Source organism: Mesorhizobium sp. C395A (assembly GCF_030323205.1).
Lineage (GTDB): Bacteria > Pseudomonadota > Alphaproteobacteria > Rhizobiales > Rhizobiaceae > Mesorhizobium.
The window spans coordinates 3,934,429-3,959,793 of record NZ_CP100473.1 but is presented as its reverse complement, the minus strand read 5'-3'; the positions used below and the strand labels follow the sequence as shown (position 1 = coordinate 3,959,793).

Annotated in this window: 25 protein-coding genes and 1 tRNA gene; 13 read left to right on the top strand and 13 right to left on the bottom strand. The window is 64.3% G+C overall.

Features of this window, described 5'->3' with window-relative positions; translation table 11 throughout:
• Nucleotides 1-67: 67 nt before the first annotated feature.
• Nucleotides 68-152, top strand: a tRNA-Leu gene (locus tag NLY37_RS19305).
• Between the two features lie 188 nt (nucleotides 153-340).
• Here NLY37_RS19305 and NLY37_RS19300 read toward each other — a convergent pair.
• From NLY37_RS19300 to NLY37_RS19275, 6 genes are all read right to left on the bottom strand, one after another.
• On the bottom strand, nucleotides 341-916 hold the full coding sequence (locus tag NLY37_RS19300) for a cation efflux transmembrane domain-containing protein (RefSeq protein WP_023742871.1): 576 nt from the start codon (nucleotides 914-916) through the stop codon (nucleotides 341-343).
• A gap of 139 nt (nucleotides 917-1,055) precedes the next feature.
• Nucleotides 1,056-2,201 (bottom strand): YncE family protein, encoded by a 1,146-nt coding sequence (locus NLY37_RS19295; RefSeq protein WP_023742870.1) that lies wholly within the window; start codon nucleotides 2,199-2,201, stop codon nucleotides 1,056-1,058.
• A gap of 76 nt (nucleotides 2,202-2,277) precedes the next feature.
• The gene (locus NLY37_RS19290; RefSeq protein WP_023731050.1) at nucleotides 2,278-3,558 is read right to left on the bottom strand and encodes a GNAT family N-acetyltransferase; all 1,281 of its coding nucleotides are present in this window, start codon (nucleotides 3,556-3,558) and stop codon (nucleotides 2,278-2,280) included.
• Nucleotides 3,558-4,961 (bottom strand): lipopolysaccharide biosynthesis protein, encoded by a 1,404-nt coding sequence (locus NLY37_RS19285; protein ID WP_023742869.1) that lies wholly within the window; start codon nucleotides 4,959-4,961, stop codon nucleotides 3,558-3,560. Before NLY37_RS19285 ends, NLY37_RS19290 begins: the two co-directional genes overlap by 1 nt.
• A gap of 260 nt (nucleotides 4,962-5,221) precedes the next feature.
• A complete protein-coding gene (locus tag NLY37_RS19280; RefSeq protein ID WP_023742868.1) occupies nucleotides 5,222-5,725 on the bottom strand; it encodes a hypothetical protein in 504 nt (167 codons plus the stop codon).
• Nucleotides 5,726-6,170: 445 nt separating this feature from the next.
• The gene (locus NLY37_RS19275; RefSeq protein WP_023673765.1) at nucleotides 6,171-6,443 is read right to left on the bottom strand and encodes a DUF4242 domain-containing protein; all 273 of its coding nucleotides are present in this window, start codon (nucleotides 6,441-6,443) and stop codon (nucleotides 6,171-6,173) included.
• 244 nt (nucleotides 6,444-6,687) lie between these two features.
• Between NLY37_RS19275 and NLY37_RS19270 the strand changes: the two genes are divergently transcribed.
• Nucleotides 6,688-9,276: a helix-turn-helix transcriptional regulator gene (locus tag NLY37_RS19270; protein ID WP_286440128.1), complete on the top strand. Its 2,589-nt coding sequence runs from the start codon at nucleotides 6,688-6,690 to the stop codon at nucleotides 9,274-9,276.
• Between the two features lie 263 nt (nucleotides 9,277-9,539).
• Here the strand turns inward: NLY37_RS19270 and NLY37_RS19265 are convergent, their stop codons facing one another.
• Together NLY37_RS19265 and secA are read right to left on the bottom strand one after the other, a co-directional pair.
• Nucleotides 9,540-10,622, bottom strand: a complete 1,083-nt coding sequence (locus tag NLY37_RS19265; RefSeq protein WP_286440127.1) for a transposase — start codon at nucleotides 10,620-10,622, stop codon at nucleotides 9,540-9,542.
• Between the two features lie 209 nt (nucleotides 10,623-10,831).
• Nucleotides 10,832-13,564, bottom strand: a complete 2,733-nt coding sequence (gene secA, locus NLY37_RS19260; protein ID WP_023743056.1) for a preprotein translocase subunit SecA — start codon at nucleotides 13,562-13,564, stop codon at nucleotides 10,832-10,834.
• Nucleotides 13,565-13,807: 243 nt separating this feature from the next.
• Between secA and NLY37_RS19255 the strand changes: the two genes are divergently transcribed.
• On the top strand, nucleotides 13,808-14,728 hold the full coding sequence (locus NLY37_RS19255; protein WP_023743057.1) for a peptidylprolyl isomerase: 921 nt from the start codon (nucleotides 13,808-13,810) through the stop codon (nucleotides 14,726-14,728).
• 46 nt (nucleotides 14,729-14,774) lie between these two features.
• On the opposite strand, the gene NLY37_RS19250 is transcribed toward NLY37_RS19255, so the two are convergent.
• Both NLY37_RS19250 and NLY37_RS19245 read right to left on the bottom strand, forming a co-directional pair.
• Nucleotides 14,775-15,362, bottom strand: coding sequence for a TetR/AcrR family transcriptional regulator (locus NLY37_RS19250; RefSeq protein ID WP_023743058.1), 588 nt, complete (start codon nucleotides 15,360-15,362; stop codon nucleotides 14,775-14,777).
• A 114-nt stretch (nucleotides 15,363-15,476) separates the two neighbouring features.
• Entirely contained in the window at nucleotides 15,477-16,706 is a 1,230-nt protein-coding gene (locus NLY37_RS19245) for a caspase family protein (RefSeq protein WP_023743059.1), read from the bottom strand.
• A 169-nt stretch (nucleotides 16,707-16,875) separates the two neighbouring features.
• Here NLY37_RS19245 and argJ point away from each other — a divergent pair, with 169 nt between their 5' ends.
• The 5 genes from argJ (at nucleotide 16,876) to NLY37_RS19220 (ending at nucleotide 20,025) form a co-directional block, all read left to right on the top strand.
• Nucleotides 16,876-18,117, top strand: coding sequence for a bifunctional glutamate N-acetyltransferase/amino-acid acetyltransferase ArgJ (argJ, locus tag NLY37_RS19240; protein ID WP_023743060.1), 1,242 nt, complete (start codon nucleotides 16,876-16,878; stop codon nucleotides 18,115-18,117).
• Nucleotides 18,118-18,146: 29 nt separating this feature from the next.
• Nucleotides 18,147-18,896, top strand: a complete 750-nt coding sequence (locus NLY37_RS19235; RefSeq protein ID WP_031246542.1) for a GNAT family N-acetyltransferase — start codon at nucleotides 18,147-18,149, stop codon at nucleotides 18,894-18,896.
• Nucleotides 18,893-19,309 (top strand): 8-oxo-dGTP diphosphatase MutT, encoded by a 417-nt coding sequence (gene mutT / locus NLY37_RS19230; protein WP_023685791.1) that lies wholly within the window; start codon nucleotides 18,893-18,895, stop codon nucleotides 19,307-19,309. The genes NLY37_RS19235 and mutT overlap by 4 nt, the downstream gene beginning before the upstream one ends.
• A 97-nt stretch (nucleotides 19,310-19,406) precedes the next feature.
• Nucleotides 19,407-19,715: a hypothetical protein gene (locus tag NLY37_RS19225; RefSeq protein ID WP_023694000.1), complete on the top strand. Its 309-nt coding sequence runs from the start codon at nucleotides 19,407-19,409 to the stop codon at nucleotides 19,713-19,715.
• 127 nt (nucleotides 19,716-19,842) lie between these two features.
• The gene (locus NLY37_RS19220) at nucleotides 19,843-20,025 is read left to right on the top strand and encodes a Flp family type IVb pilin (RefSeq protein ID WP_023672984.1); all 183 of its coding nucleotides are present in this window, start codon (nucleotides 19,843-19,845) and stop codon (nucleotides 20,023-20,025) included.
• 12 nt (nucleotides 20,026-20,037) lie between these two features.
• Here NLY37_RS19220 and NLY37_RS19215 read toward each other — a convergent pair whose 3' ends face one another.
• Nucleotides 20,038-20,910: a methyltransferase domain-containing protein gene (locus tag NLY37_RS19215; RefSeq protein WP_286440126.1), complete on the bottom strand. Its 873-nt coding sequence runs from the start codon at nucleotides 20,908-20,910 to the stop codon at nucleotides 20,038-20,040.
• A 72-nt stretch (nucleotides 20,911-20,982) separates the two neighbouring features.
• Here NLY37_RS19215 and NLY37_RS19210 point away from each other — a divergent pair, with 72 nt between their 5' ends.
• The 4 genes from NLY37_RS19210 to NLY37_RS19195 all read left to right on the top strand — a co-directional run bounded on the left by NLY37_RS19210 (nucleotide 20,983) and on the right by NLY37_RS19195 (nucleotide 23,447).
• Entirely contained in the window at nucleotides 20,983-21,768 is a 786-nt protein-coding gene (locus tag NLY37_RS19210; protein ID WP_198024960.1) for a ComF family protein, read from the top strand.
• Between the two features lie 22 nt (nucleotides 21,769-21,790).
• Nucleotides 21,791-22,072 carry a glutaredoxin 3 gene (gene grxC / locus NLY37_RS19205; protein WP_023672982.1) on the top strand — a complete coding sequence of 94 codons (282 nt, stop codon included), beginning with the start codon at nucleotides 21,791-21,793 and terminating at the stop codon, nucleotides 22,070-22,072.
• Nucleotides 22,073-22,158: 86 nt separating this feature from the next.
• Nucleotides 22,159-23,025: a carbon-nitrogen hydrolase family protein gene (locus NLY37_RS19200; RefSeq protein WP_023743063.1), complete on the top strand. Its 867-nt coding sequence runs from the start codon at nucleotides 22,159-22,161 to the stop codon at nucleotides 23,023-23,025.
• On the top strand, nucleotides 23,022-23,447 hold the full coding sequence (locus tag NLY37_RS19195) for a DUF1178 family protein (protein WP_023672980.1): 426 nt from the start codon (nucleotides 23,022-23,024) through the stop codon (nucleotides 23,445-23,447). The genes NLY37_RS19200 and NLY37_RS19195 overlap by 4 nt, the downstream gene beginning before the upstream one ends.
• A 4-nt stretch (nucleotides 23,448-23,451) precedes the next feature.
• Here NLY37_RS19195 and NLY37_RS19190 read toward each other — a convergent pair whose 3' ends face one another.
• Nucleotides 23,452-23,937, bottom strand: coding sequence for a MarR family winged helix-turn-helix transcriptional regulator (locus NLY37_RS19190; RefSeq protein WP_023701431.1), 486 nt, complete (start codon nucleotides 23,935-23,937; stop codon nucleotides 23,452-23,454).
• A gap of 101 nt (nucleotides 23,938-24,038) precedes the next feature.
• Here NLY37_RS19190 and NLY37_RS19185 point away from each other — a divergent pair, with 101 nt between their 5' ends.
• Nucleotides 24,039-24,929 carry a DMT family transporter gene (locus NLY37_RS19185; RefSeq protein WP_023743064.1) on the top strand — a complete coding sequence of 297 codons (891 nt, stop codon included), beginning with the start codon at nucleotides 24,039-24,041 and terminating at the stop codon, nucleotides 24,927-24,929.
• Between the two features lie 87 nt (nucleotides 24,930-25,016).
• On the opposite strand, the gene NLY37_RS19180 is transcribed toward NLY37_RS19185, so the two are convergent.
• Nucleotides 25,017-25,349 (bottom strand): MmcQ/YjbR family DNA-binding protein, encoded by a 333-nt coding sequence (locus NLY37_RS19180; RefSeq protein ID WP_023693995.1) that lies wholly within the window; start codon nucleotides 25,347-25,349, stop codon nucleotides 25,017-25,019.
• Nucleotides 25,350-25,365: the final 16 nt, after the last annotated feature.

Below are 25,365 nucleotides of genomic sequence, written 5' to 3'. Positions count from 1 at the left end.
CATTTGGCCAGTTGACGAACAGGCCTCCAACCGTATAGTCCGCGCCCATCCAGGCCTTTGGGCCTGAGCCCCTATGGCGGAATTGGTAGACGCGCTCGACTCAAAATCGAGTTCCGCAAGGAGTGCTGGTTCGATTCCGGCTAGGGGCACCATTTTTGATCTCACGCCAGTTCGCTTCGCTCATGGGCTCCGATGGGGCGGCCTGACCGGCCGACGGGCGGTCGCCCTTGCGAACCCTCCGGGTTCGAACAGTGCCTTGAACACAGAGCCAACCGCGGCTGCTGCGAATGACAGCGATAGCGCCAATCAGCGGCGGCCGGTAGCCCAGCTCTACGTGCTCTCAGGCCGCCGCACGGTGTTCTTCACGGGCAGCTTCCCACACTTCGCGGGCCGCGTCGGCGTTCATGACCGCGATCCCCAATCCCACCGCCAAATCGGGCCACGCGGAATGCCAGAGCAAGGCCGTGACCAACCCTGCGGCAATAATGGCGATGTTGGCCAAGGCGTCGTTGCGGGCCGACAGGAAGGCCGCCTTTGAGAGGCTGCCGCCACGATGCCGGTGCGCGGCCAGCATGTAGGCACAGGACAGGTTGACGGCGAGAGCGCCAAGTCCCGCCAAGGTCAAGGCGATGGGCTGCGGCGGCACCGGCACGTTGAACTTTTCCCAAGCCGTCCAGAGCGTTGCCAGACCCGGCATGAGAAGGATGAGCGCCAATGCCATCCCCACCCGCGCACGGGAACGCACAGACCAGCCAAGTGCGAGCAGGATGAGGAGGTTCACGGAAGCATCTTCAAGAAAGTCGATGCTGTCGGCGAACAGGGACACTGATCCAATGGCGAGCGCCACAGCGAACTCGATCCCGAAATAGGCAAGATTGAGAAGCGCGACGGTGAGGACGATGCGGCGGAGGTTCATCTTCTGGCGGTATCCGAAACCAGTGTGTGGAGCTACAGCTTCGCGGTGTCCAAGGAAAGCCCCTGCTCGTTCCGGGTCCCGGCCGATGGGCGGTTGCCCTTGCGACCTTTTGCGTTCGAGCCGCGCCTCGAACACGGACTTAGCGCATATTCCCCGTATGGCCTTGGGAATACCGTCCCGGCTGCGGCCACACCGTCAGGCCGTGCGGCTCTGAGCCAACCCGAAACTTGGTCACGGCGCCCGATGTCGTGTCGATCATGTAGGCGGCACTGTCGAAGCGGCCGGACAGCCATAGTTGTTTGCCGTCGGCGCTGACATTGCCCATGTCGGGGCTGCCGCCGCCGGGGATCGGCCAAAGTGCTACGACCGCGCGGTTGGCGAAGTCGATCACGCTCACGCTGCCCGGTCCCTTTGCCTTGCCCTGCTCCATCTTGTGCGAGCCCCGGTTCGAGACATAGAGCCGCTTGCCGTCGCGGCTGACGACGAAGCCATGGGCGCCGATGCCGGTCGGGATGAAGCCGATCTCCTTGAAACTGTCGCCATCGACGAGGAACACGCCGTCATTCATCATGTCGGCGACGTAAAAAACCTTGCCGTCGGGCGAGAGGCGGATGTCCTGCGGCATGCCCATTTTCGAGAAGTCGAGATGGCCAAGCACCTTCTGGTTCTTCAGGTCGATCTTGGCCAACCCGCCATTGCCGTATTCGCAGGTGAAGATCGCGTAGGCGCCGTCGACGGAGAAATCGGCGTGGTTGATGCCGGGACAAGTGGGCGTCGGCAGGGCCGACTTCAGCGCCATGGTGTGAGGATCGCGGAAATCGAGCCGCTCCAGGGCTTCGTCGACGACGATGGCCGGCATGAAATACAAATTGTAGGGATCGTCCACGGCGATCTGCGGGCCGGGCTTGCCGGTCATCGGGTCGATCGGCGTCAGGCTGCCGTTCTTGCCGGTGCCATTGTTGGCGACCCACAGCGTCTTCAGGTCCCATGACGGCACGACGTGCTGCGGTTTGCTGCCGACCGGGAACCTGTCGACTTCCTTGAGCGTCATGGTGTCGATCACCGTGACGCTGTTGGAGGAGCGGTTCGGCACATAGACGCGCGGCAGTGCACCCAGCGTGGCCGGGCTGAGATGGCCGGCGGCGGTGTGGCTGTAGATGTTAATGGACGGCGCGGGCTCGCTGCAATCCTCGGGACAGCTATCGGCCCAGGCGCGGACAGGCAGCAGTGCAAGCAGCGAAAAGGCCGCACGGGGACCGGCGTGACGCAAAAAGGTTCTGATCATCAGGATGGCTTGTCGTGAAGGCCGGCCGAAATTGCCGCGCCGACCCATAGCTGGTGTCTTGCCGTTGATCCAGTGGCTATCGCCGTCCCAGCAAACTCTTCACGCGGTTGCGCAGCAGGCGGGCCATGTTGCGGGTCTCGCGGTAGAGATGCAACTGCGAGGCTGCCTGGCGGGCGAGGCGGTCGGCATCCGGAGTCAGCCCGATCACCAGCGAGCCCATCGGCTTGCGCTCGCTCCACAGCCGGCTCATCACCGGATGGTCGGGCACGGCGCAGGAATCGGTCATCATAATGTTGGGGTCGTCGAGATGCTGCCTGGTCACCTTGATCATCAACAGCGTGCCCGGCGAATAGGTCGCCAGCGTCTCGTCATAGGCGGTCTTCCAGGTGTAGGCGACGCCGGCCTCGACGAAGACGACCAGGCAGGCGATCGTGCGGCCGTCCAGCGTCAGCGAATGGATGCGGCACATGTCGTGCTCGGCCAGCCGGTGCACGGCTTCGCGGGCAAAGGCGGCGCGGTAGCGGTCGATGGCCATGGCGGTGCGCTCGCGGCCCTTCCAGCCGGCGGCTTCCAGCGTCAAAAAACTTTCGATGGCGTGGCGGATTTCGTCCGGTCCCCGCGCCACGACATGTTCCAGCCTGCCGAGATCCCCCAGGCGCCGCTTTAGGCGGCGGAATTCGCGGTAGTGGTGCGCGCGCAGCGATGCCTTCAGATACGCCTCGCCGTCGAGCGTACTTTCGAGCACCGGCCGGTCCGCCTTGCCGGTGGTGACCATCGTCAGGCCGCGCGTCTCGGCAACGGTGGCCAGCACGCTGGCCAATGGGCCGTCGAGGCGCATGTCGGGCAGCACGAAGACCTTCGGCAGCTTGAGATGCGGCCGCGACAGCATGCCGAAGAAATCCTCGACGACGCCGATCGGGTCGTCGTGGTCGACCAGCGGTGTGCCGATCGGGCCGAACGGGCTCGACCAGGTGCGCATCACCGGAACGCCGAGCGGCACGGCCGGCCTTTCGACCGAGAACGGCACCAGCAGGCGCAGCCGGTTGCGGTATTCGTCGCCGTCGCGGATCACCGCCAGCTTGACCTCGCGATCTTCCAGCCGGGGCATGGCCGGCGCAAGAAAGCGCGGGTTGAAGAAGACGTTGGGCTCGATCGTGCGGGTGCACAGAAAGTCGAGTTCCTCGACCAGCTCGAAGCCGGCCGAAGCCGGATAGATCGCCAGCTTGCGCAGCGGCCGGTTGCTGGCGAGGATCTCGAGATGCGCCGGATCGGCGTCGCGCGCCAGGCCGGCAAGGCCGGACACCATGGCGCCGGCCGGACCGCCGCTGGTTTCCTCGATCAGCGGGATGGCGGCCATCAGGCATCTCCCTTGGCGGCGGGCACGAAGATCAGCATGACGATGCCGAGCTTGCGCCAGACGGTGAAGGACAGGGCGCTGGCCTCGAAGACCATGGCGAGGCTGGTGGCGATCGCCGCCCCCCACAGGCCGAAGAACGGGATCAGCACCACGTTGAGACCGATGTTGAAGGCCAGCGTCATGGCATAGACGGCGGCGCAGATGTTCTGGTTGCCGCTCATCGTCAGAAGGCTTTCGCACGGGCCGACGGCGGCGCGCGCCACGACGCCGAACACCAGCAGGAACAACAGCGGATAGCCGGCGGTGAATTCGGGGCCGAACAGCACCAGCATCGGTTCGCCGAGCGCCAGCACCAGCAGCGCCATAAGCAGCGAGGGCCAGAACGTCCACGACACGGTCTCGCGTGCGAAGGCGGCGAGCTTTTCCGGTTCGCCATGGGTGAACTGCGCATAGCGCTGGGCGACGCCGGCCTTGACGGAGAAATAGACGAAATGCACCAGCGCCAGCGTTTTGACGGTGGCGAAATAGACGGCGACGTCATTGGGCTGGAGATAGGCGCCGACCATCAGCACGTCGGCGTTGGTGAGCAGGAAGAAGAAGCTCTCGACCAGGAAGATCGGCAGCGAGACGATGAACCACTCGGCGAAATGCACCTTCATCGGCCCGGCCGGGATATTCCTGCCCATGCGTGTGGTCACGCCGATGAGCTGGCCGAGCGTGGTGACGTAGGTGGCGGTGATCGAGGCGAAGATCGCTGTCCTGGCGTCGGGCGCATAGCCCATTGCCAGCATCAGCGCCATCAGCGCCAGGATCAGCACCGGCCGCACCAGATAGGTCGGCGACAACGCAAACAACGCCCAGGAATTGGCGCGTGACTGGCCTTGCAGCAGATCGCCCATGGCGATCATCGGCAGGCAGAACAGGCCGAGGATGAAGGGCATTACATAGTAGCTCTCGATCCAGTTCGCGCACAGCCAGACGCCCAGTGCGCCAAGCCCGGCGATCGCGGTCGAGGCAATCAGCACGAACAGGCGGCTGGCGACCACGATGCCGCGCAGTTCGGCGAGCATGTTGCGTTCGCGGTATTCGGGGATGAAGCGGATCACCGAAGTGTGGAAGCCGAGGCAGGCGAGGTTGCCGACGATGACCATCGTCACCCAGACGAGGACGAAGATTCCGTATTCGAACGAGCCCATCCAGCGCGCCATCAGCACCTGGCTGATGAAGGCGATGACGGCGCTGACGATGCGGATGGCAAAGGCGATCAGCGACATGCGCCCGGCTTCGCCGCGCTCGTCGGCGGTGAACAGCACCGCATCGATCCGGCCAAGCAGCGGCCCCATGCGCAGCGCCAAGCGCTGCGGCAAGAACCGCCCGGCCGTCGTCGCCGCGGAAAACCGCACCCCGATGTCTCTCCGTTTTCCGCCTCTTTTCAAGCTTTCGATGTATCCGAAACACCTTAAGAAAGGGTGGGCAGGTGCGGGTGCGCCGAGGGGCCAAGGACGGCCGCGTGTGCAAGGTGCGTCATCGTATACCGGGGCATAATAGAAGGCGAGCGAACGCCGGGGAAGACTGGGGAGCCGGTCGGCGTTTCGCTCGCCCCTCCCCCGCCAAGGGGGATGGCCAGGCACCGGGTGTGTCCGGTGCCGGAGGTGTCGGAGCGTTACATCCCCTTCATCGCGTCGCAGGACACGTTCGGGTTCATGTCGGCGAAGGCGCCCGTCGGGTTCTGTTTCCATGCCCAGACGTGCAGTTCGTAGAACGGGCCGAGGCCGTAGCGATTGGGGGCGCTGTTGAAGTTGAACAGCTGGCCTTCGAGCGAGGCCGGCCCCTTCGAGGTGATGTATTCGACCGCTATCAGCTTCAGGCTGCCGTCGGCCGTCGGCTCGTACATCACCGCTTCGGGCTTGGCGACATCGACGGCATCGTCCTTGAGATAGGCGCCGTTGACATAGTGGATGCCCATGGCGCCGCCGGTGATGCCGCTGGCGCAAGGGATGGGGGCATAGCCTTCGGCAGTGGCGGTTGCCACATTTTCGAAGCGGCTGTTGGCGGCGCGCACCTTTTCGGCCAGCAGGTTGGCGTCGTGCGCCTGGGCGGCCGCACCCGCCGCGATCGAGATGGCGGCGAAAGCCGCGAAGCGTGTCGTCCAAAGAATTATGGTCATGGTCTTCCGTTCGTTTGTTGACGCTCGAGGCGACGGCGGCCGATGCCGAAACGCCGCTGGCGTGGTTTAAGGATTGGGGACAGTTTTGTCCGTGCCGGCTGTGCGATGGATATGCCGCTTCGGTTGCCGAGCTTTGACCGCCGCGCTAAAAATTCAGCAAAATCAACGATCCCAAAAGTAATGTTGCCAATATTCCTGCGGGGCTTCCCGCTCCGAGAGCCCGATGTCGCGCCTCAGATAGTCGCCTTCCGGGGGCAGGCGCCGCCTTTCAGACAGATACGCAGGCAGCTTCGACGCGAACCGCCATAGACGGCCGAGCACGGAGGTTGGCCGGACGGTCTTTCCCAGGACAGGCCCGATTCCACCGAGCGGCAGGCCATCAGGCAGTTCGCCACGGCCGCGAAGGACAGTTTGATGCTCATCATCGTGGCGACCGAACGCAGGATCAGAGGTAAAAGTAAGGGTCAAGAACCCGCACCTCCGTGATCTTGTCGACCGGCAGCGAGTTTTTCTGAGCGGTGCTGCGGATAGCTTCGGGCGTCGGCGCGTCGTAGATGCAGAAGCTGTGCTTCTTGTCGGGCGTGACGAAGGACTGGATCCAGGTGACGCCCTTTTCGGCATTGCGCATGACGACGCCGCCCACCGCGCTGGCGCCGATATCGGTCATCGGTATGTTGAGGCCGTCCGGAAATGTGCGTTCAATCAGGTAGCGAGGCATGGAAGGTTTCCTTTTCCATTGGTTCACGCTCGATCGGAGCGCTGCTGGACGTTGACCACGCCGGCCCGGCCCGCGCATCGGAACGATTCCCCATATTTGGCGGGACGATTCCCTATATTGGCGTCGTTCTTTGTGGAAAGAGGCACGGCAATGTGTGCAAAGTCACATTGCGGCGCTTTCTTCACGGGCTAATCGTGAGCGGCCCGCCATGGTGGGAAAACTCCGATCCTGTGAGACGATGACAATGATGCTTCTGGAACGGCAGATGCAGCTGCAGCAGCTGGAGACACTGCTTGGCGATGCAATACGCGGCCATGGCCGCATCGCCGTGCTGGCCGGGGAGGCCGGCGCCGGCAAGACGGCGCTTGTTGAGGCATTCGCGGCCCGTGTCGGGCAAAGCGCGGCAATGTTGCGTAGCGCCTGCGAGGATCTGTCGATCCCCGATCCGCTGGGGCCGCTCTACGATCTGGCCCGTGAGGCGCAATGGGCGCTGCCGCGCGCAATCGACGCCCGGCATGGGCAGAGACTGCCGCTGTTTTCCGATGCGCTCGACGCTTTTGCAGCCAAGGGGCCGAGCCTGCTGGTGATCGAAGACCTGCACTGGGCCGACGATGCGACGCTCGATTTCGTGCGCTTCCTCAGCCGGCGTATCGCCAACACCCACATCCTGCTGTTGCTCACGGCGCGCACCGACCGCAGCGAGGGACAGATGCGGGTGCGCCGCGCCCTGGGCGAAATCCCGGCCGGCAGCGTGGCGCGCATCGACGTGCCGCTGCTCAGCGAGGCGGCCGTGCTGTCGCTCGCCGATGCGGCCGGCCGCGACGGCGACGCCATCTACCGGGCGACCGCCGGCAATGCCTTCTTCGTCACCGAATTGTTGTGCGCCGAAAACGAAATGGCGCTGCCGGCAAGCGTGCGCGACGCCGTGCTGGCAAGGGCCGAGCGGCTGTCGGTTGGCGCCCGGGCCATGCTCGACGCGGTGTCGGTGTTCCCGCGCCGCGCCGACGCCTGGGCCCTGCAGGGCCTGTGCGGCGTCGCCAGCGCCGGCCAGTTGGCCGAGTGTGTCGCCAACGGCCTGCTCGACGATCTGGGCGACGGCTACGCCTTTCGCCACGACATCGCGCGGCGCGCCATCGAAATGATGCTGACGACGTCGCACAGGCGGCAATTCAACCAGCGTGCGCTGGCGGCACTGCTCGAAAATGGCGACGTCTCCACAGGCCGCCTGGTGCATCATGCGGTCGAGGCGCATAATCTGGCGGCGGTGCGCGAACTTGCGCCAATCGCCGCGCGCGAGGCGTCGCGCGTCGGCGCCCATCGCGATGCCGCCGGCTATTACGAGATCGCCTTGCGGCAGGCCGACAGCCTGCCGGTGATCGAGCGCGCCGCGCTCTACGAAAGCCATGCCTTCGAGTGCCATCTCATCGGCAAGATCGACGACGCGCTTGCGGCGCAGGGCGAGGCGCGCCGGTTGCATCAGGCCGACGGCAACAGGCTGAAGGAGGGCGACAGCCTGAGATGGCTCTCCCGGCTGAGCGAAATGGGCGATGACCGCGAGGCGGCGGCCGCCTTCGGCGCCGAAGCGGTGGCGATGCTGGAAGCGGCGCCCGCCGGTCCGGAACTCGCCATGGCCTATTCGAACCTCTCACATCTGGCGATGCTGTCGGAGAGGGTGGAGGACACGCTGTTCTATGGCGAGAAGGCAGCGGCGCTGGCTGCGCGCATGAACCGTCCCGACATCGCCTCGCATGCCCTCAACAATGTCGGCTGCGTCGAGCAGTGGCTCAATCCGGATGCGGGACGCCTGCGCCTCGACCAAAGCCTTGAAATTGCGCTCCAGGGCAATTTCCAGGAGCATGCCGCGCGCGCCTTCACCAACCGCGCCTGTTTCGAGATCACCCAGATGAGCTACGACGCGGCGCGTCCGGTGCTGGAGAGCGGCATCCACTATTGCACCGAAAACGACCTCGGCACCTGGCGCGACTATCTCAGGGGCATGCTGGCCGATGTGCAGCTGCGCCAGGGCCAATGGGATGAGGCCGCCGCGACGGCAAGCGATGTCATCGACAATGAGCGGACAACGACCGTGGGCCGGTTTCCGGCGCTGCTGGCCCTGGCGAAACTGCGCCTGAGGCGCGGCGATCCCTCGGCCCAGCCCTTGTTCGCCGAATTGGCGCGCCTGGTTGGAAGCGGCGGCGAGCTGCAGATGCTGAGCTCTTACGCGGCGCTGATGGCGGAGCAGGCATGGCTGGGCCTGGCCGACAGGCAAGAGGCGCTGGCGCTGATCACCCGCGCCGAAACGCCGGTTCGCTCGCGTGCCCATGTAGGGGAGCTGGCGCTGTGGCGAACATTGCTCTCTCCCGATATGCCGGCCGGCGACACCGCCGACATGGCGACACCATACCGGCTGCTTCTAGCCGGCGACTGGCGTTCGGCTTCGGCACTCTGGGCCGAATTGAATGCGCCATACGAGCGCGGACTGGCGCTCATCCTCGGCGACGACGAGGGGCAGCGGCTGGCATTGGATATTTTCGACGGCCTGGGGGCAAGGCCGGCAGCCCAGCGCCTGCGCGATATCATGCGCAAGAACGGCGTTGGCGGCATCGCCCGCGGCCCGCGCCGCTCGACGCGCGCCAACCTCGCCGGCCTCACCTTGCGCCAGATGCAGGTGCTGCAGCTGATCGAACGTGGTCTCTCCAACAAGCGGATCGCCGAGCAATTGACGATTTCGCCAAAGACGGTCGATCACCATGTCTCGGCGGTGCTGGGCAAGCTGGATGCGGTGTCGCGCGGCGAGGCGACAGCGACCGCGCGCGATTCGGGGTTGTTGTAAGGTTTTGACGAGGGTTGGACCGAGAAGTCGCGATCCTTCGCACCCCCCTCTGTCCTGCCGGACATCTCCCCCTCAAGGGCATAGGCGCTAAGATAGCTTTGGCATGGACTGAAACTTGCGCTTTCGTGGTGGTTCGCGCCAGCGATATCGCAAGGCATGGAGATTTTGGCGCAGGGCCGCCAAGGAAGGTTGAGTAAAGATGGTCGCGATCAGAGAGGCGACGATCTGGCGGGTTGCGCGCCACAGTAGCGGGCGCCCGTCGCTCAAGGGGGAGAGACACCCAACTCCTGCGAGAGGGGTTCGGTCACAAGCGCGATGAGGAAGTGTGCAAGGATCCAAGGCTTTGCGATCCTTGGGTCCTTGGCGGGAGGAGAGCGCAGCCCGATCAGGCTCTTCAGACGCTTGAAGGCGAGTTCGATGCGCCAGCGCATGCGGTAGAGCTTGAGGACCGTATCGGCGGGAAACTCCTCCCGGTCAAGCGAGGTCACAAGCAGGACGAAGCCGGCCGCAATCAGCGTCTGCGGTTGAACCTTGTTGCCCTTGGCCCTGGCTTCCTTGTTGATTTTGCGCCGCGCTTCTTGTGCCGCGGCCTCGGATTTGCGCAAGGCGATCAGGCGCATCTTCACAGGCTCGCCCTTCTTGAGTGCCAGCCGGGCAGGCGTTTCGCAGACTTCCTCCCGGCAGTTCTCCAGGTAGCCGATGAGATCGAACGCCCTGCCGTTGGCGTCGAGCCATCGCGCGTTTTTCCACGACGCGCGCACAACAACATCGCCGCCTTGCGCCATCACCTTGGCGATCCGCTCGGCCTGCAGATAGGCGCGGTCACCGATGCGGATCTCGCCCGGCACCACCGGCACGCGGTCGATCAACTCGGCCTCGCTCTGATCGGTGATCTCGAGGAAGTCGAACTGCTCGCGCTCAAGCTCGAAGGCGCAGTGCATGCGCCAAAGACCATTGTTCTTCTTCTCATACGCACCGGCCTTGGCAACCGCTGTCGCATCGAGGATGCGAACCAGTCGGCCTTTGGCCAAACCTGCATCCTCGCGCTTCAAAAGGTGCCCAATCAACTGCTGCAGCCATGGTCCTGCATTGCGCAGCCGGCCAAGCAACGCCACGTCTGAAATGTCGGCAATCCCGCTCGCCGCCGCCCAGGCCACGACGCCCCGCATGCCAACCTTGCCAAGGCAGTAAGCCAGTGTCAGGCGCAACAGGTCGCTCGCCGACCTGACGCCGCGCGGGCGCAGGAACGCCTTCGTCTCGCGGGCACTTCCTGCGATCAACTCTTCGCCGCCCAGAAGCTCAATCGTCTCGGCCCAGCCGTCATCAACAAGCGATTCGTGTGTCATCGCAGTGTAGAATCACACCCGATTCCGCAGGGCAATACCTATCTTAGCGCCTATGCCCTCAAGGGGGGGAGATTGGCTGTCATCGCGGCTTTCGCCAATTGTCGAAGTTGAAAGAAGTCAGAGCGCCGCAACTGCTGATCTCCCCCCTTGAGGGGGAGATGGCCGGCAAGCCAGAGGGGGGTGCTGTCCCGCCGACCTAGCCGTCGAAATCAGGCAAACGCGCCGTGGCAGTGCTTGTATTTCTTGCCGGAGCCGCAGGGGCAGGCTTCGTTGCGGCCGATCTTGCCCCAGGTCGCCTGGTTGTTCGGATCGCGGTCTTCGGGAGCGACGATGGCGTTGCTCTCCTGGCGGACCAGAAGTGCGGTCTCGCCGCCCTCGAAATCGTCCTCGCCCGTGGTGCCGTCAATGTGGCTGCCGAACATTTCAGGCGCTTCGGGCGGCGGTGCTTCGGCGGCCTGGCGGACCAGTTCGACCCGCATCAATTGCGCGGTGACGGCCTGGCGCAGATTGCCGAGCAGCGCCTGGAACAGCTCGAACGCCTCGCTCTTGTATTCCTGCAGCGGATCGCGCTGGGCGTAGCCGCGGAAGCCGACGACCGAACGCAGATGGTCGAGGTTGACGATGTGCTCGCGCCACAGATGATCGAGCGTCTGCAACACCACCGAGCGTTCGACATAGCTCATCACGTCGGGGCCGAAGCGCTCGGCGCGCTCCTTGGCGGCGGCGTCGGCGGCCTTGGTCAGGCGCTCGCGGATGTCGTCCTCGGCGATGCCTTCTTCCTTGACCCAGTCCTCGACTGGCAGGTCGAGATTGAGGAATTCGGCGACCTCGGCCTTGAGGCCGGCGACGTTCCACTGCTCGGCATAGGCGTTTTCGGGGATGTTCTTGGTGACGATCTCCTCGATGACGCCTTCCCGCATCTCGGCGATCGTCTCGGACAGGCCTTCGCCGTCCATCAATTCGATGCGCTGCTCGAACACCACCTTGCGCTGGTCGTTCGAGACGTCGTCGTATTTCAACAGGTTCTTGCGGATATCGAAGTTGCGCGCTTCGACCTTCTTCTGCGCCTTTTCCAGCGCCTTGTTGATCCACGGATGGATGATGGCCTCGTCTTCCTTGAGGCCAAGCTTCTGCAGCATGCCGTCCATGCGCTCGGAGCCGAAGATGCGCATCAGATCGTCCTGCAGCGACAGGAAGAATTTCGAACGGCCGGGGTCGCCCTGGCGGCCGGAGCGGCCGCGGAGCTGGTTGTCGATGCGGCGCGATTCATGGCGCTCGGTGGCGAGCACGTAGAGGCCGCCGGCGGCTAGCGCCTTTTCCTTCAGGCGCTCGACATCGGCAATGATTTCCTTTTCGCGCGCCTCGCGCTCGGGACCAGCAGGCATGTCGCCCAGTTCGTCCTCGATGCGCATCTCGGCGTTGCCGCCGAGCTTGATGTCGGTGCCGCGTCCCGCCATGTTGGTGGCGATGGTGATGGCGCCGGGCTTGCCGGCCTGGGCGACGATGGCCGCTTCGCGCTCGTGATGGCGGGCGTTCAGCACTTCGAAATCCTTGAACCCTTCCTTGCGCAGGCGCTCGGCCAGTTGCTCGGATTTTTCAATGGAGGTGGTGCCGACCAGCGTCGGCTGGCCCTTGGCGCGCGCTTCCTTGATCTCCTTGACGATCGCCTTGTACTTCTCCTCGACCGTCCGGTAGACCTCGTCGTCCTCGTCCTTGCGGATGACCGGCAGATTGGTCGGGATCTCGGTGACTTCGAGGCCGTAAATGTTGCCGAACTCCTCGGCCTCGGTCAGCGCCGTGCCGGTCATGCCGGACAGCTTCTTGTAGAGGCGGAAATAGTTCTGGAAGGTGACGGAGGCCAGCGTCTGGTTTTCCGGCTGGATCGCCACATGCTCCTTGGCTTCGAGCGCCTGGTGCAGGCCTTCCGAATAGCGGCGTCCCGGCATCATGCGGCCGGTGAATTCGTCGATGATGACGATCTCGTCGTTGCGGACGATGTAGTCCTTGTCCTTCTGGAACAGCCGGTGCGCCTTCAGCGCGTTGTTGACGTGGTGGACGATGGCGACGTTCTCGACGTCATAGAGCGACTCGCCCTTGAGCAGGCCGGCCGCGCGCAGCAGGTTTTCCAGCTTCTCGGTGCCTTCCTCGGTGAAGATCGAGGTCTTCTGCTTCTCGTCGATCTCGTAGTCGGCCGGGCCGAGCTGCAGCATGAAGGCGTCGATGGTGTTGTACATTTCCGAACGGTCCTCGAGCGGACCGGAAATGATCAGCGGCGTGCGCGCCTCGTCGACCAGGATGGAATCGACTTCGTCGACGATCGCGTAATTGTGGCCGCGCTGCACCATCTGCGCGCGCTCATACTTCATGTTGTCGCGCAGATAGTCGAAGCCGAGCTCGTTGTTGGTGGCATAGGTAACATCGGACGCGTAGGCGACGCGGCGTTCCTCGTCGGACAGGCCATGGACGATGACGCCAACCGAGAGGCCGAGGAATTTGTAGACGCGGCCCATCCATTCGGAGTCGCGGGTGGCAAGGTAGTCGTTGACGGTGACGACATGGACGCCCTTGCCGGCAAGCGCGTTGAGATAAACGGGCAGGGTGGCGACCAGGGTCTTGCCCTCGCCGGTACGCATTTCGGCGATGCCGCCATTGTGCAGCACCATGCCGCCGATCAGCTGCACGTCGAACGGGCGCATGCCGAGCACGCGGCGGGATGCCTCGCGGACGGTGGCGAAGGCCGGCACCAGCAGGTCATCGAGCGTAGCGCCGTTGGCGATATCCAGGCGGAATTTTTCCGTGCGGGCCTGAAGCTCGGCGTCGGACAGCGCCCGCATCTCGTTTTCCATGGCGTTGATCGCCTCGACACGCGGCCGGGTCGATTTTACGCGACGATCGTTGGAGGAACCGAAAACCTTACGGGCGAGACCGCCGAGACTGACCATCCGATGGTCCTTTCGATAGAATTCTCAATTTTGAGATGAGCGCCGGCCGGCCCCATCAATTCCGCGTGAAACGCGGACAAACACAAAAAGCGCCCGGAAAACGGTTCTGGACGCAAAGTCGTTGGACAGATAAGAGGGGGCTCAACTGATGTCAACGCCGCGTTAGCCCTATGGGCAGCGCCAAATTCCGCCACAATCCGGCTGATCTGCAAGCCCTACCAATCCCCCTTGGAGTTAATCTTGATGTCCTTACTGTTTCGCCGTGCGTCGCTCGCCAGCCTTGGCTTGGCTTTCGGCCTGTCGGCCCTGTCGCTGTCTCCGCTGATGGCCCAGGAAGCCGCTCCCGCCCCGGCCGCTGCCGCAGCAGCGCCGGCGGCAGCCCCCGTCGATCCGAACGCCGTCATCGCTACCGTCAATGGCCAGAAGCTGACCGAGGCGGACCTTAGGCTTGCCGAGGGCGAGCTGTCGCAGCAGTTCTCGCAGTTGCCACCCGAGCAGCGCCGCGCCGCCGCCCTTTCGGCAGCCATCGAAATCCGCGTCATGGCCGCCCAGGCGGTCGCTACCGGGCTCGACAAGGATCCCGAATTCCAGCGCCGCATGGCGTTCCTGCAGCAGCGCGCGCTGCATGGCGAGATGGTCGAGAAGGGCGTCGTCGACAAGGTTACCGATGCCGAGGTGCGCGCCCGCTACGACCAGGAAATCGCCAGCACGCCGCCGGTCAATGAGATTCATGCCCGTCACATCCTCGTGAAGACGAAGGAAGAGGCCGAGGCGATTATCAAGCAGCTCGATGGCGGTGCCGACTTCCAGAAGCTCGCCAACGAGCATACCAGCGATCCCTCGGGCAAGACCAATGGCGGCGATCTCGGCTGGTTCGGCCCGGGGCAGATGGTGCCGGAATTCGACAAGGCGGCAGTTGCGCTCGAAATCGGCAAATACACCAAGGAGCCGGTGCAGACGCAATTCGGCTGGCACGTCATCAAGCTCGAGGACAAGCGCACCAAACAGCCGCCGGCCTTCGACGACGTCAAGGACCAGGCCAAGCAGGCGGTGATCCGCGACAAGTATTTCGCACTGGTCAAGCAGCTGCGCGGCGCCGCCAAGGTCGAAATCCCCGACGCCAATCTGAAGAAGGCCGTCGACACGATGGAAGCCGGCAAGTAAGGCCGGCACCGAAAAAACATGCAAAGGGCGCCGTTCGGCGCCCTTTTCAATTGCGGGAGATGCCTGACATCACATAGCGGACAGTGGCACGGATTGTCGCCTCATCTTCGTCCAGCCGGTTGGTCAAAAGGTGTTTCCAGGCATAGGAAGCGATGAGGTCGGCGACCAGCGCTGCGTCGATATCGGCCGCAACCTCGCCGCGCGCCTTGGCGCGCTCGATGATCCGAGCGGTGTGGGACACGCGCCCATCGGCATAGCCAGTCAGGGCCGCGGCCGCCGCTTCGTCCGACTGGGCCTCGGCGATCAGCGAGCGGAATACGCTGCCCGAGGGTGTGTCGCGCCAATGCGCGAAGAGGTTCCTCAGGAAACCGACGAGGTCGTCTTCGAGACTGCCGGTATCGGGGACGTCGACACGCTTTTGCCGCTTGTAGACCTCTAACAGCAGGGCCGCCTTGCTCGGCCACCAGCGATAGATCGTGGGTTTGCCGGCGCGCGCCCGCCGCGCCACGGCCTCTATGGAGAAGCCGGCATAGCCGGCCTCGACCAGCACCGCCTCCGCGGCCTCGAGAATGGCCTCGGCGCTGTCTGGGTTGCGCCGCGCCCCGATCGATCTGCGCGCCGGATCCTCGCCCATGTCTGTCCTCGCCAACAATCTCGCCGGCAATATAGGTGAGCTGGCAGGCAAACGAAACGGCCCGTTTCCAGCGCTTGTAGAAGCAGGCCTCACGTTCGCCCTGCGCGGGGATTTTCAGTTCATCGCTTGCGAGGTTTCCGAGGCGATCCGCCACTGGCCGTCGCTCTTCACCAGCCCAAGCGTGACTCGTGCCTTGCCGGTCATGCGCGCCGCCGATTTGTCTTTCGACATATAGTCGTAGCTCATCGCGAACACGGCTTCGGCGCGGTTCTCGCCCTGCCGCGTCACATTGAGGCTGCCGGGCTCGAGACTGAACGACCAGGATGCAAATTGCGCGAACCAGTCCGTCTTGAGCTTGACGACGGCGTCGCTGTCATAGCGCGTGCCGAAGATGGTGACGGAAGGCGCATAGAGCCGCTTGACGGTCTCGCCGATCGCCGCGGCATCGGGCGCAAGATAGTCGTCGCGCAGGAATTTCTCGATTGCGGTCTTGTCGTCCCCTACAGACCGTTCGAGTGCCACAACCTTTGTTTCGGGCGCCGGGGGGACGGCGGGCTTCGGCTGTGCAACCGTTTCGCCGCCGGGCACAAACTCAAACCGTTCGAGCAGCGAACCCTGTTCCCATGGGCGCTGTCCCTCGCGGGTTTCGGAGACCACGTCGCGGCGCACCGCGATCATCATGTCGTTGATGCTCTGGCCGGGCTCGGCCATGTGTCGCAGCAGGGCGGCGGCGAACGGCGAATTGCGCCCGGTGCCGTCCATGGCGACAGCGCCCGGCGCCGTCGAGAAGGCGATGAAGGAGCCGCGCGTCGAATCGAACTGCGCCAGACCGGCAAGCGCCGTTACCGAGCGCGTGGTGGCGGTGCGGCTCAGGCTGCGGGCAAAGGGATTGTTGCGGCAGGCGTCGAGGAAAACCAGGCTGACCTTGGTCTGCTGCTCCATGATGTCGAGGACTTCGTCGATCGGCACGGCTTCGAGCTGCAGCTTGACCGGCATGTCGAGCCGGGCGTCGACCGGCACGATGTAGTTGCGCCCTTCGACCTGCAGGCCGTGGCCGGCATAATAGAACAGCCCGACCCCGGCGCCTTCCAGCGCATCGGAAAATTCGCCGATCTTGCGCTCGAGTTCGCGCTTGCCGAGGTCGTTGCCTTCGATGACCTCGAAGCCGATCGAGCGCAGCTTGCCGGCAATATCGAGGGCATCGTTGACCGGATTGGTGAGCGTGCCGGCTTCGGCATAGGTGCCATTGCCGATGACCAGCGCCACGCGCCGTTCCGGCTGCGCATCGGCGCTCAGGAGCAAAAGCCCCATAAACGCCACCGCCAAGATCACCAGCCTGCCCATGGCCGATATCATAACGCCAGAGGCCCCGGTGACGCCAACGGATTTGAAATGCAAGCTTAATCCCTGGTGGCTTGCCGACAGCGGCGGCCAAGAAAACGCCCTTGCGCCGGGCCGTGCTATCGGGCAAACCGGCCTTCGCCCAGCGTTTTTCCCTCGCCCGAGGTCTCCAATGTCCGCAACGATTTCGCCGCTCGCGCCGAAGAAATATCCCAAAATGCCTGACATTGAGGGCGTGCGCATCGCCACCGCCGAGGCCGGGATCAAGTACAAGAACCGTACCGACCTCTTGGCCATGGTCTTCGATGCCGGCACAGCGGTTGCCGGCGTGTTCACGAAATCGAAATGCCCCTCGGCGCCGGTCGACTTCTGCCGCGAAAACCTTGGCGCCGGCAAGGCGCGGGTGCTGGTCGTCAATTCCGGCAACGCCAACGCCTTCACCGGCAAGAAGGGCCGCGCCTCCACCCAACTGACCGGCGAGGCCGCGGCCAAGGCCGCAGGTTGCACGCCAGGCGAAGTGTTCCTCGCCTCCACCGGGGTGATCGGCGAGCCGCTCGACACCACCAAATTCAGCCATTTGCTCGCCGGACTGGTCAAGGACGGCAAGCCGGATCTGTGGGCCGAGGCGGCAAAGGCCATCATGACCACCGACACCTATCCGAAAGTGGCGACAGCGACGGTCAAGCTCGGCGACACCGACGTCATCATCAATGGCATCTCCAAGGGCGCCGGCATGATCGCGCCCGATATGGCGACTATGCTGTCCTTCATCGCCACCGATGCGCCGATCGCCGCCCCCGTGCTGCAGGACTTGTTGTCGCGCGGCACGGCCAAGACCTTCAACGCCGTCACCGTCGACAGCGACACCTCGACCAGCGACACGCTGCTGTTGTTCGCCACCGGAGCCGCTGCCAAGCGCGGCGCGCCCGCCATCAGCGATCCCAAGGATGCGCGTCTCGGCGCCTTCCGCCGCGCGCTGGGCAAGGTGCTCAAATCGCTGGCGCTGCAAGTGGTGCGCGACGGCGAGGGCGCCCGCAAGCAGGTCGAAGTCACCGTTACCGGCGCCAAATCGGCGCGCTCGGCCAAACGCATCGCGCTGTCCATCGCCAATTCGCCGCTGGTCAAGACGGCGGTTGCCGGCGAGGACGCCAATTGGGGCCGCGTCGTCATGGCCGTCGGCAAGGCCGGCGAGCCGGCCGATCGCGACCTTCTGTCGATCTGGTTCGGCGACAACCGTCTGGCGCATGAGGGCGAACGCGACCCGGGCTACTCCGAGGAAGCGACCTCGGCCTATATGAAGCGCGACGACATTCGCATCCGCGCCGATATCGGTATCGGCCGCGGCAAGGCGACGGTGTGGACCTGCGACCTCACCAAGGAATATGTCGCCATCAATGGCGATTACCGGAGCTGATGGAGTTGGCTTCCAGGCATCCGGCAAGCATGCTCGCCATCGTGCGCCGCTACGAGGCTGCGGGGTTTCGTGCCTGGCCGGCGGCGGCCGTGCATTATGACGGCACCTGGGTGGTGCGGCTGACAGCCGGCCATCCGGCCAAGCGGCTGAACTCGGTCAACCCGCTCGATCCCGGCGACACCCAGCACATTGCCGAGCGCATCGGCCGCGCCAGCCGGCGCTTCGACGCCTATGGCAGGCCGCTGACCTTCCGCATCTCGCCGCTGTCGGGGCCGGACCTAGCCAAGCATCTCGACAATGAGGGCTGGAGCACATTCGACGAATCCCTGGTGATGCGGCTGCCGCTGGCGGACGCGCAACTGGCGCCGGCCATGGACCAGATTCCGCTGAAGGATATCAGCCGCTTTCTCGGCGCGTCGCTCAAGGTCAGCGGCTCGGATGCATCGCTGCGGCCCGGTCTTTCGGAAATCATCGGCGCCATCCAACCCGAAGTCGGGCTGTTTGCGCTGGAGGAAGGGGCCGACCCTCTGGCGGTGCTGATCTGCGTCCATGACGGCGATCTTGCCGGCCTGTTTGAGATCGCCACCGCCAAGTCGGCGCGCAATCAGGGCCATGGCCGCAACCTGATCCTGTCGGCGCTGAAGTGGGCGAGGCTGCGTGGCGCTCGCGAAGCCTGGCTGCAGGTCGAGGCCGGCAATGCGCCGGCGCTGGCGCTCTATCACTCGCTGGGCTTCGACGAAGTCTATCGCTACCACTATCGCCGGCCGGCGGGCGCATGAGCGAGATCACCGGCAAACGCCTGCTGCTGGTCGCCGCGTGCGCGCTGGTCGATACCGATGGGCGGGTGCTTCTGGCGCAGCGACCCGAGGGCAAACAGCTTGCCGGCCTGTGGGAATTTCCCGGCGGTAAGGTAGAGCCAGGCGAGACGCCGGAACAATGCCTGATCCGCGAACTGCAAGAAGAGATCGGAATCGAGACCGACATCCCCTGCCTGGCGCCGCTCACCTTCGCCAGCCATTCCTATGATGATTTCCATCTCCTGATGCCGCTCTTCGTCTGCCGCCGCTTTCGCGGCATCGCGCAGCCCAGGGAAGGGCAGGCGTTGAAATGGGTGCGGCCAAAACAGATGCGCGACTATCCCATGCCGCCGGCCGACGCGCCGCTGATCCAGTTCCTCATCGACCTGTTGTGATACAAAGCCATTTCGCGGTCTGATCTAGCCAGCGTTAATGGAAGATTTATCTCGTCGTGAAAAATTGCGGCAAAGCGGGTTCGCGGGGAGCGATTGCATGAGCCTCGACAGGGAATGGGACTCGATCCGGCCAGATCGCAGCTTTCGCGCCGCCGGCGTCGGCTTATTGCGCGTCACGCTGTTGTTCGGCTCGGCCGCAGTGGCGCTGGCGCTGATCGCGGTCCCCGTGCTGGACAACCAGACGCGATCATCCAGCCGCGATGCTCTTGCAGGCGGTCTCGACCCGATGAGTACGGGTTCGATCGGCTCGCGGGCCACCTATACGCTGCGCAGAAGCGTGCTGCAGCCCTCACCGAGCTCAGTCTGCATCATCCGCGCCGACGGCCAACGCAGCGGCGACTGCTGACCAACAAGGTCGACACCAGCTTGAGAACTTCCTCAACGCAGGCCCATTTCACAGCCTGTTAAGCTTGTGCCGTTAACCTTTCTTAACAGGTTGGCGATATGGTCGGGGATGAGAGGGATCGACGATCATGAAGCCATTGCTGCGCCGATTTTTGCAGGACGAAACAGGCGCCACGGCCATTGAATATGGCCTGATCGTTGCGGTGCTGTCGCTTGCCATCGTCGGGGGTGTCGGCAAGGCCAGCAATGCGATCCAGTTTCTGTTCAGCGACAACAACAGCAGGCTCGCAAACGCCTTCGCCGAGCACTGATCCGGAGCGCCGTCACCGCCCGCCGGGGTTTTCCAGTATCGTCTTCAGCGAGACCTTCGCCGAACCCGGTTTCAAGGGCTTTTGCTGCGAGGCATCGGGCGCCCAGCCCGACATCCAGACGATGGAAAAGCTTGCCCTGATGCGGCCATCAGCGTCCGAAAAGCGTTCGGCATAGATTTCGGCGGCACGGGTAAAAAGCTTTCGCGCTCCCGGTCGCCGGCTGCGATCAGTCAGCGCGCTGGTTTCGCCCATCGCCCTGAGATCGGCCGTGAGGTCGAAAAGAGTGTCGTAACGCGCCGTCACAGTTTCGACGTCGGCCACCGGCAGCGCCAGTCCGGCGCGCTGCAGCAATGCGCCGGCATCGCGAACATCGGTGAAGGGGATGACACGCGGGCTGGCGCCGCCATAGAGTTCGGTCTCGGCGGCGAGCAGGCTTTCGCGCAATTCGGAAAGCGTGCCGGCGCCGGCAAAGGCGCCGAGGAAAAGCCCGTCGGGCCGCAGAGCGCGGCGGATCTGCACCAGCATGCCGGGAATGTCGTTCATCGCCTGCAACGACAGAAGTGAAACGACGAGGTCGAGGCTTTCCGGCTGGAACGGCACTGTTTCCAGCGGTGCTATCAGCCCTGGCCGGCCGTCCAGAAACGCTGGATCTGCCTCGACGCGCACGATCTCCGCTGCCTTGCCGCTTGCAGCGACCACGTCCGTTGCGTCCGGCGTCTGGCAAAACAGCACCGCGGCCTTGCCGAATTTCCGCTCGACCGCGCCGAGCCGGTCGGCAAGGTCTTCCGCCGCCCGCCGCATCAGAAAATCCGCGCCGGCTACGGGGTGGGCCAGCGCCCTGCGCTTGCGCACCAGCCAAAGTTCAGTATCGATGATCGGCTGCAACGGTAGACATCCCTGTTTGTCCGTCTAGTGATATCCTGGCGCGGACGACAAAACCACGTGGCCGATCCGGTGATGGAGATCAAGAGCCTCGCTCAAACCATGTTGAAACTGGCCATGTTGGACTGGCCGGCGCGGATGCTGTTCCCGCCGGTCTGTGCCGGCTGTCGCAGGCACGTCTCGCAACCCGGCGTTTTGTGCGGTGCCTGCTGGCCGAAGCTGAGGCTGCTGGAGCGGCCATGGTGCGCGTTGATGGGCACGCCATTCACCCACGATATGGGCGAGGGGTTCCTGTCGGCCGAGGCAATCGCCGATCCGCCGCCGTTCGAGCGGGCGCGGGCGGCCGTGGCCTATTCCGGTGTCGCCCGCCAGATGGTGCAAGGGCTGAAATACCAGGATCGCACCGATCTGGCGCCGTGGATGGCGCGCTGGATGCTGCGCGCCGGCGCTGAGGTAATTGCAGACGCCGATGTCGTCGTACCGGTGCCGCTGCACTGGCGGCGCTTCTTTCGGCGGCAGTTCAACCAGTCGGCGGAGTTGGCAAGGGCGGTTGCGCAGCTTAGCGGGCTGCCTTTCTCGCCCTCGGCGGTCCGGCGCGTCAAGCTCACGCGCCAGCAGGTCGGGCTGGAGCGGCAGGAGCGCGAGGCCAATGTCCGCGCCGCCTTCCGTGTGCCTGCGGAAGCCGAAATCGAGATCACTGGGCGCCGCGTGCTTCTGGTCGACGATGTCTACACCACCGGCGCCACCGTGCGCTCGGTCGCCAGGGCGCTGAAGAAGGGCGGCGCCGGAGCGGTTGATGTGCTGACCTTCGCGCGTGTCCTGCCGGGGGACTTTCGGGCCGACGAGTCCGCGACTATATAAGGTCGAGGAAAGGCACGGACCGATGCTCGATGTGACGATTTACACCCGTATGATGTGCGGCTATTGCGCGGCGGCCAAGCGGCTGCTCGACCGCAAGGGCGTCGCTTACACCGAGCATGACGCTTCGTTTTCGCCGGAATTGCGCCAGGAAATGATTTCGCGGGCGCATGGCCGCTCGACCTTTCCGCAGATTTTCATCGGCGACACGCATGTCGGCGGCTCCGACGACCTCCACGAGTTGGAGGCACGGGGGCAGCTGGATAGGCTGCTTGCCAACGGCTCGACGACAAAGAGCGGTTCGTAGCGCCGCTCTATGTCTTTGTTTTTACGCAATTCCGGACGGAAAACCGTTACACGATTTTCCTGGAATTGCTCAAAGAGGACGTGATGATGGGTATTTTCAAGGCGGCGGCGATCCAGATGCGTTCGGGCGAGAGCCCCGAGCGCAACGCGGTCGATCTCGAACGGCTGGTGCGCGAAGCGGCAGGCCTCGGTGCAACCTACATCCAGACCCCGGAAATGACCGGTGCGCTGATCCGCGACAAGGAAGCCAGGGCTGCTTCCTTCACCTTGGAAGACAAGGACATCGTCGTGGCGGCCGCGCGCAAGCTCGCCAGCGAACTCGGCGTCTTCCTGCACATCGGCTCGACCGCCATCCTGCGCACCGACGGCAAGCTCGCCAACCGGGCGCTGCTGTTTGGGCCGGACGGCGCCACCCTTGCCACCTACGACAAGATCCACATGTTCGATGTCGACCTCGACAATGGCGAGAGCTGGCGCGAATCCGCCGCCTATGAGCCGGGCACCGAGGCCGTCGTCACCGAGATCGACGGCGCTAGGCTCGGCTTTGCCGTCTGCTACGATCTACGCTTTCCACAGCTGTTCCGCGCCGAGGCGATGGCCGGCGCCGACCTCTTGTCGGTGCCTGCCGCCTTCACCCGCCAGACCGGCGAGGCGCACTGGCATGTGCTGCTGCGAGCCCGTGCCATCGAGAACGGCGCCTATGTGGTTGCTGCAGCACAAGGTGGCCTGCATGAGGATGGCCGCGAAACCTATGGCCATTCGCTGATCGTCGACCCATGGGGTCGAATTCTCGCCGAGGCCGACCATGACGATCCGGAGGTGATCATCGCCGAGATCGACACGGCGCAGTCGTGGGCCGCGCGTAAGAAAATCCCCAACCTTAGGAATGCGCGCGATTTTGCCGTCAATGCCGGCGCAGTGGAAGCGCCGCGGCTCAGGGGCGCGGCTTCGTGATCCGCTTTGCCCTGATCTGCGAGCACGAGCACGAATTCGAGGGCTGGTTTCGCAGCAATGACGATTTCGACACGCAGAAGAAGCGCGGCTTCGTCGATTGCCCGAGCTGCGGCTCGCACAAGGTGCAAAAGGCGCTGATGGCGCCAGCCGTCTCCACCGCGCGGAAGCAGGAAACAATTGCGCTGGCCATGGGCGAAACCCAGAAGCAGGCTTTGGCGCAACTGAAGGCGATGGCCGAGAAGGTGCGCGAGAATGCCGACTATGTCGGCGACAAGTTTGCCGAAGAAGCGCGCAAGATCCATTTCGGCGAGAGCGATGCGCGCGGCATCTATGGCGAGGCGACGTTGGACGAAGCCAAGAGCTTGGCCGAGGATGGCATCGATTTCATGCCGATCCCGAGTTTTCCAGAGGAGCGCAACTGAGCGATCAGCTGGCGCTATCGATCAATTTGCCAAGCAACTGAGCCAGTGCTCCCCGCTCCGTGCCGGTGAGCCCGGCAAGGATTTCATGCTCGTTGGCGACGTGGGCGGTCACGGCCTCATCGATCAAGGCGAGACCTTTTTCGGTCAGTTGCACGACAATGCCGCGCCGGTCGTTGGGGTGCGGGCCGCGCAGGATCAGTCCGGCCTTCTCAAGCCGGTCGAGCCGGTTGGTCATGGCGCCGGAGGTCACCATCGTCGCCTCGTATAGAGCGGTCGGTGTCAGCGCGTAGGGCTGGCCGGAGCGGCGCAGCGTCGCCAGCACATCGAATTCGCCGGCCTGCAGTCCGAAACGGGCAAACAGCGGGGCGAGGCGCTCGCGGGCGATTAGCGACGAGGCTTCGTTCAGCCGCCCAAGCACCAGCATTGGCGACACCTCCAGGTCCGGCCGTTCCCGCTTCCATTGCTCCACCGCCTTTGCCGCGCGATCCATCTGCCTCACCGCTAAGTATCTTGACGTTAAGAATCTTTGTGGTATGCTACCTCAAGATACAGTTTCGACCCAGTGCCGCAAGTGAGTGACGGGACCATCCGATGAAATTTCTCTGGGAATCGGCGCTTGGCCTGCTGGTCGTCACCGGCAGCCTGCTCGGCCTGACCCTGCCGTTCGGCAAGCTGGCGACGGCTGCCGGCGTTCCGGCCATGGTCTGGGCCTTCGTCATCTCGTTCGGCGCCGGGGGCGTGCTGCTGTGCGCGTTGCTCGCGAACGGCGAGCGCATGCGGCTCACCTCGCACAGACTGCGCTATTTCTTCATCACCGCTGCCGTGTCCTACGCCGTGCCCAATCTGCTGATGTTTTCGGCTATCCCGCATCTCGGCGCCGGCTATACCGGCATCATGTTCACGCTGTCGCCGGTCATCACACTGGTGTTTTCGATCCTGCTCGGCGTTCGACGGCCAAATACGCTCGGCAGTATCGGTATCGCCGTCGGCTTCATCGGCGCCGTCATGGTGGCGGTGACGCGCGGCGAGGCCGGCCAGCCGGCCGATGTCTACTGGGTGCTGGTCGGACTTTTGATCCCGGTCAGCCTTGCCGCCGGCAATATCTATCGCACCGTCGACTGGCCCGAAGGCACCGGTCCGATCGAACTGGCCGTCGGCAGCCACCTGGCCTCGGCGACGCTGCTGCTGATCGGCATTCTCGCGCTGTTCGGCGTCGGCGCTTTCGCCCCGCTCAGGGCCGTGCCGCTGGTTGTCGTGGCGCAAGTCGCTTCGGCCTCGGCGATGTTTGCCTTCTTCTTCCGGCTGCAGGCCGTGGGCGGTCCGGTCTATCTCAGCCAGATCGGCTATGTGGCGGCGGCCGTCGGCCTGTTTGCCGGAACCATCTTCCTCGGCGAGCACTACCAGTTGCTGACCTGGGCCGGCGCGGTGATCATCACCATCGGCGTGATCATCACCACCAAGGCGCAGAGCCAGAAGGCATAGGGTCTTTGGTTTACGCAATTCCCTAGGCAAAGCGCTATGCGCTTTTCCCGGGAAAACCGCTTCACACTTTGCTCGAACTGCTCAAGCTTAAATTTGGCTCGCGTCGAGGCGCTTCCGTAGCGCCGGCGGGACGACGTTTCGCCAGGCCGTCCGAACGGCGCTGCGGAATGTCTGTTCGTCGCAGGCTTCGAGCATGATCGACGTCCATCCCTTTTGGCCCCAGCCGCCTGTCACGGGCCTGAAAACCGATGGCTCAGCCGCGGCCATCATCTCTTGCTGGTCGCGGTCGAGCTTGACGACAGCACGGTCGGCTTCGGGCAGCGAGACGAAGATACGGTTGCGGACGCGGAAGTCAGCCTTGCCGAAATGCGATTGCTCGACCGTTTCGGGAAGATCGAGCGCCAGCTCTCGGGCCCTCATAGTGTCCACGGCCGCC

Bases quoted from the DNA above. Each gene is read 5' to 3' on its own strand.
- NLY37_RS19300 (WP_023742871.1), bottom strand. From the start codon at position 916: ATGAACCTCCGCCGCATCGTCCTCACCGTCGCGCTTCTCAATCTTGCC.
- NLY37_RS19295 (WP_023742870.1), bottom strand. From the start codon at position 2,201: ATGATCAGAACCTTTTTGCGTCACGCCGGTCCCCGTGCGGCCTTTTCG.
- NLY37_RS19290 (WP_023731050.1), bottom strand. From the start codon at position 3,558: ATGGCCGCCATCCCGCTGATCGAGGAAACCAGCGGCGGTCCGGCCGGC.
- NLY37_RS19280 (WP_023742868.1), bottom strand. From the start codon at position 5,725: ATGACCATAATTCTTTGGACGACACGCTTCGCGGCTTTCGCCGCCATC.
- NLY37_RS19275 (WP_023673765.1), bottom strand. From the start codon at position 6,443: ATGCCTCGCTACCTGATTGAACGCACATTTCCGGACGGCCTCAACATA.
- NLY37_RS19270 (WP_286440128.1), top strand. From the start codon at position 6,688: ATGATGCTTCTGGAACGGCAGATGCAGCTGCAGCAGCTGGAGACACTG.
- NLY37_RS19265 (WP_286440127.1), bottom strand. From the start codon at position 10,622: ATGACACACGAATCGCTTGTTGATGACGGCTGGGCCGAGACGATTGAG.
- secA (WP_023743056.1), bottom strand. From the start codon at position 13,564: ATGGTCAGTCTCGGCGGTCTCGCCCGTAAGGTTTTCGGTTCCTCCAAC.
- NLY37_RS19255 (WP_023743057.1), top strand. From the start codon at position 13,808: ATGTCCTTACTGTTTCGCCGTGCGTCGCTCGCCAGCCTTGGCTTGGCT.
- NLY37_RS19250 (WP_023743058.1), bottom strand. From the start codon at position 15,362: ATGGGCGAGGATCCGGCGCGCAGATCGATCGGGGCGCGGCGCAACCCA.
- NLY37_RS19245 (WP_023743059.1), bottom strand. From the start codon at position 16,706: ATGGGCAGGCTGGTGATCTTGGCGGTGGCGTTTATGGGGCTTTTGCTC.
- argJ (WP_023743060.1), top strand. From the start codon at position 16,876: ATGTCCGCAACGATTTCGCCGCTCGCGCCGAAGAAATATCCCAAAATG.
- NLY37_RS19235 (WP_031246542.1), top strand. From the start codon at position 18,147: ATGCTCGCCATCGTGCGCCGCTACGAGGCTGCGGGGTTTCGTGCCTGG.
- mutT (WP_023685791.1), top strand. From the start codon at position 18,893: ATGAGCGAGATCACCGGCAAACGCCTGCTGCTGGTCGCCGCGTGCGCG.
- NLY37_RS19225 (WP_023694000.1), top strand. From the start codon at position 19,407: ATGAGCCTCGACAGGGAATGGGACTCGATCCGGCCAGATCGCAGCTTT.
- NLY37_RS19220 (WP_023672984.1), top strand. From the start codon at position 19,843: ATGAAGCCATTGCTGCGCCGATTTTTGCAGGACGAAACAGGCGCCACG.
- NLY37_RS19210 (WP_198024960.1), top strand. From the start codon at position 20,983: ATGGAGATCAAGAGCCTCGCTCAAACCATGTTGAAACTGGCCATGTTG.
- grxC (WP_023672982.1), top strand. From the start codon at position 21,791: ATGCTCGATGTGACGATTTACACCCGTATGATGTGCGGCTATTGCGCG.
- NLY37_RS19200 (WP_023743063.1), top strand. From the start codon at position 22,159: ATGGGTATTTTCAAGGCGGCGGCGATCCAGATGCGTTCGGGCGAGAGC.
- NLY37_RS19190 (WP_023701431.1), bottom strand. From the start codon at position 23,937: ATGGATCGCGCGGCAAAGGCGGTGGAGCAATGGAAGCGGGAACGGCCG.
- NLY37_RS19185 (WP_023743064.1), top strand. From the start codon at position 24,039: ATGAAATTTCTCTGGGAATCGGCGCTTGGCCTGCTGGTCGTCACCGGC.
- NLY37_RS19180 (WP_023693995.1), bottom strand. From the start codon at position 25,349: ATGAGGGCCCGAGAGCTGGCGCTCGATCTTCCCGAAACGGTCGAGCAA.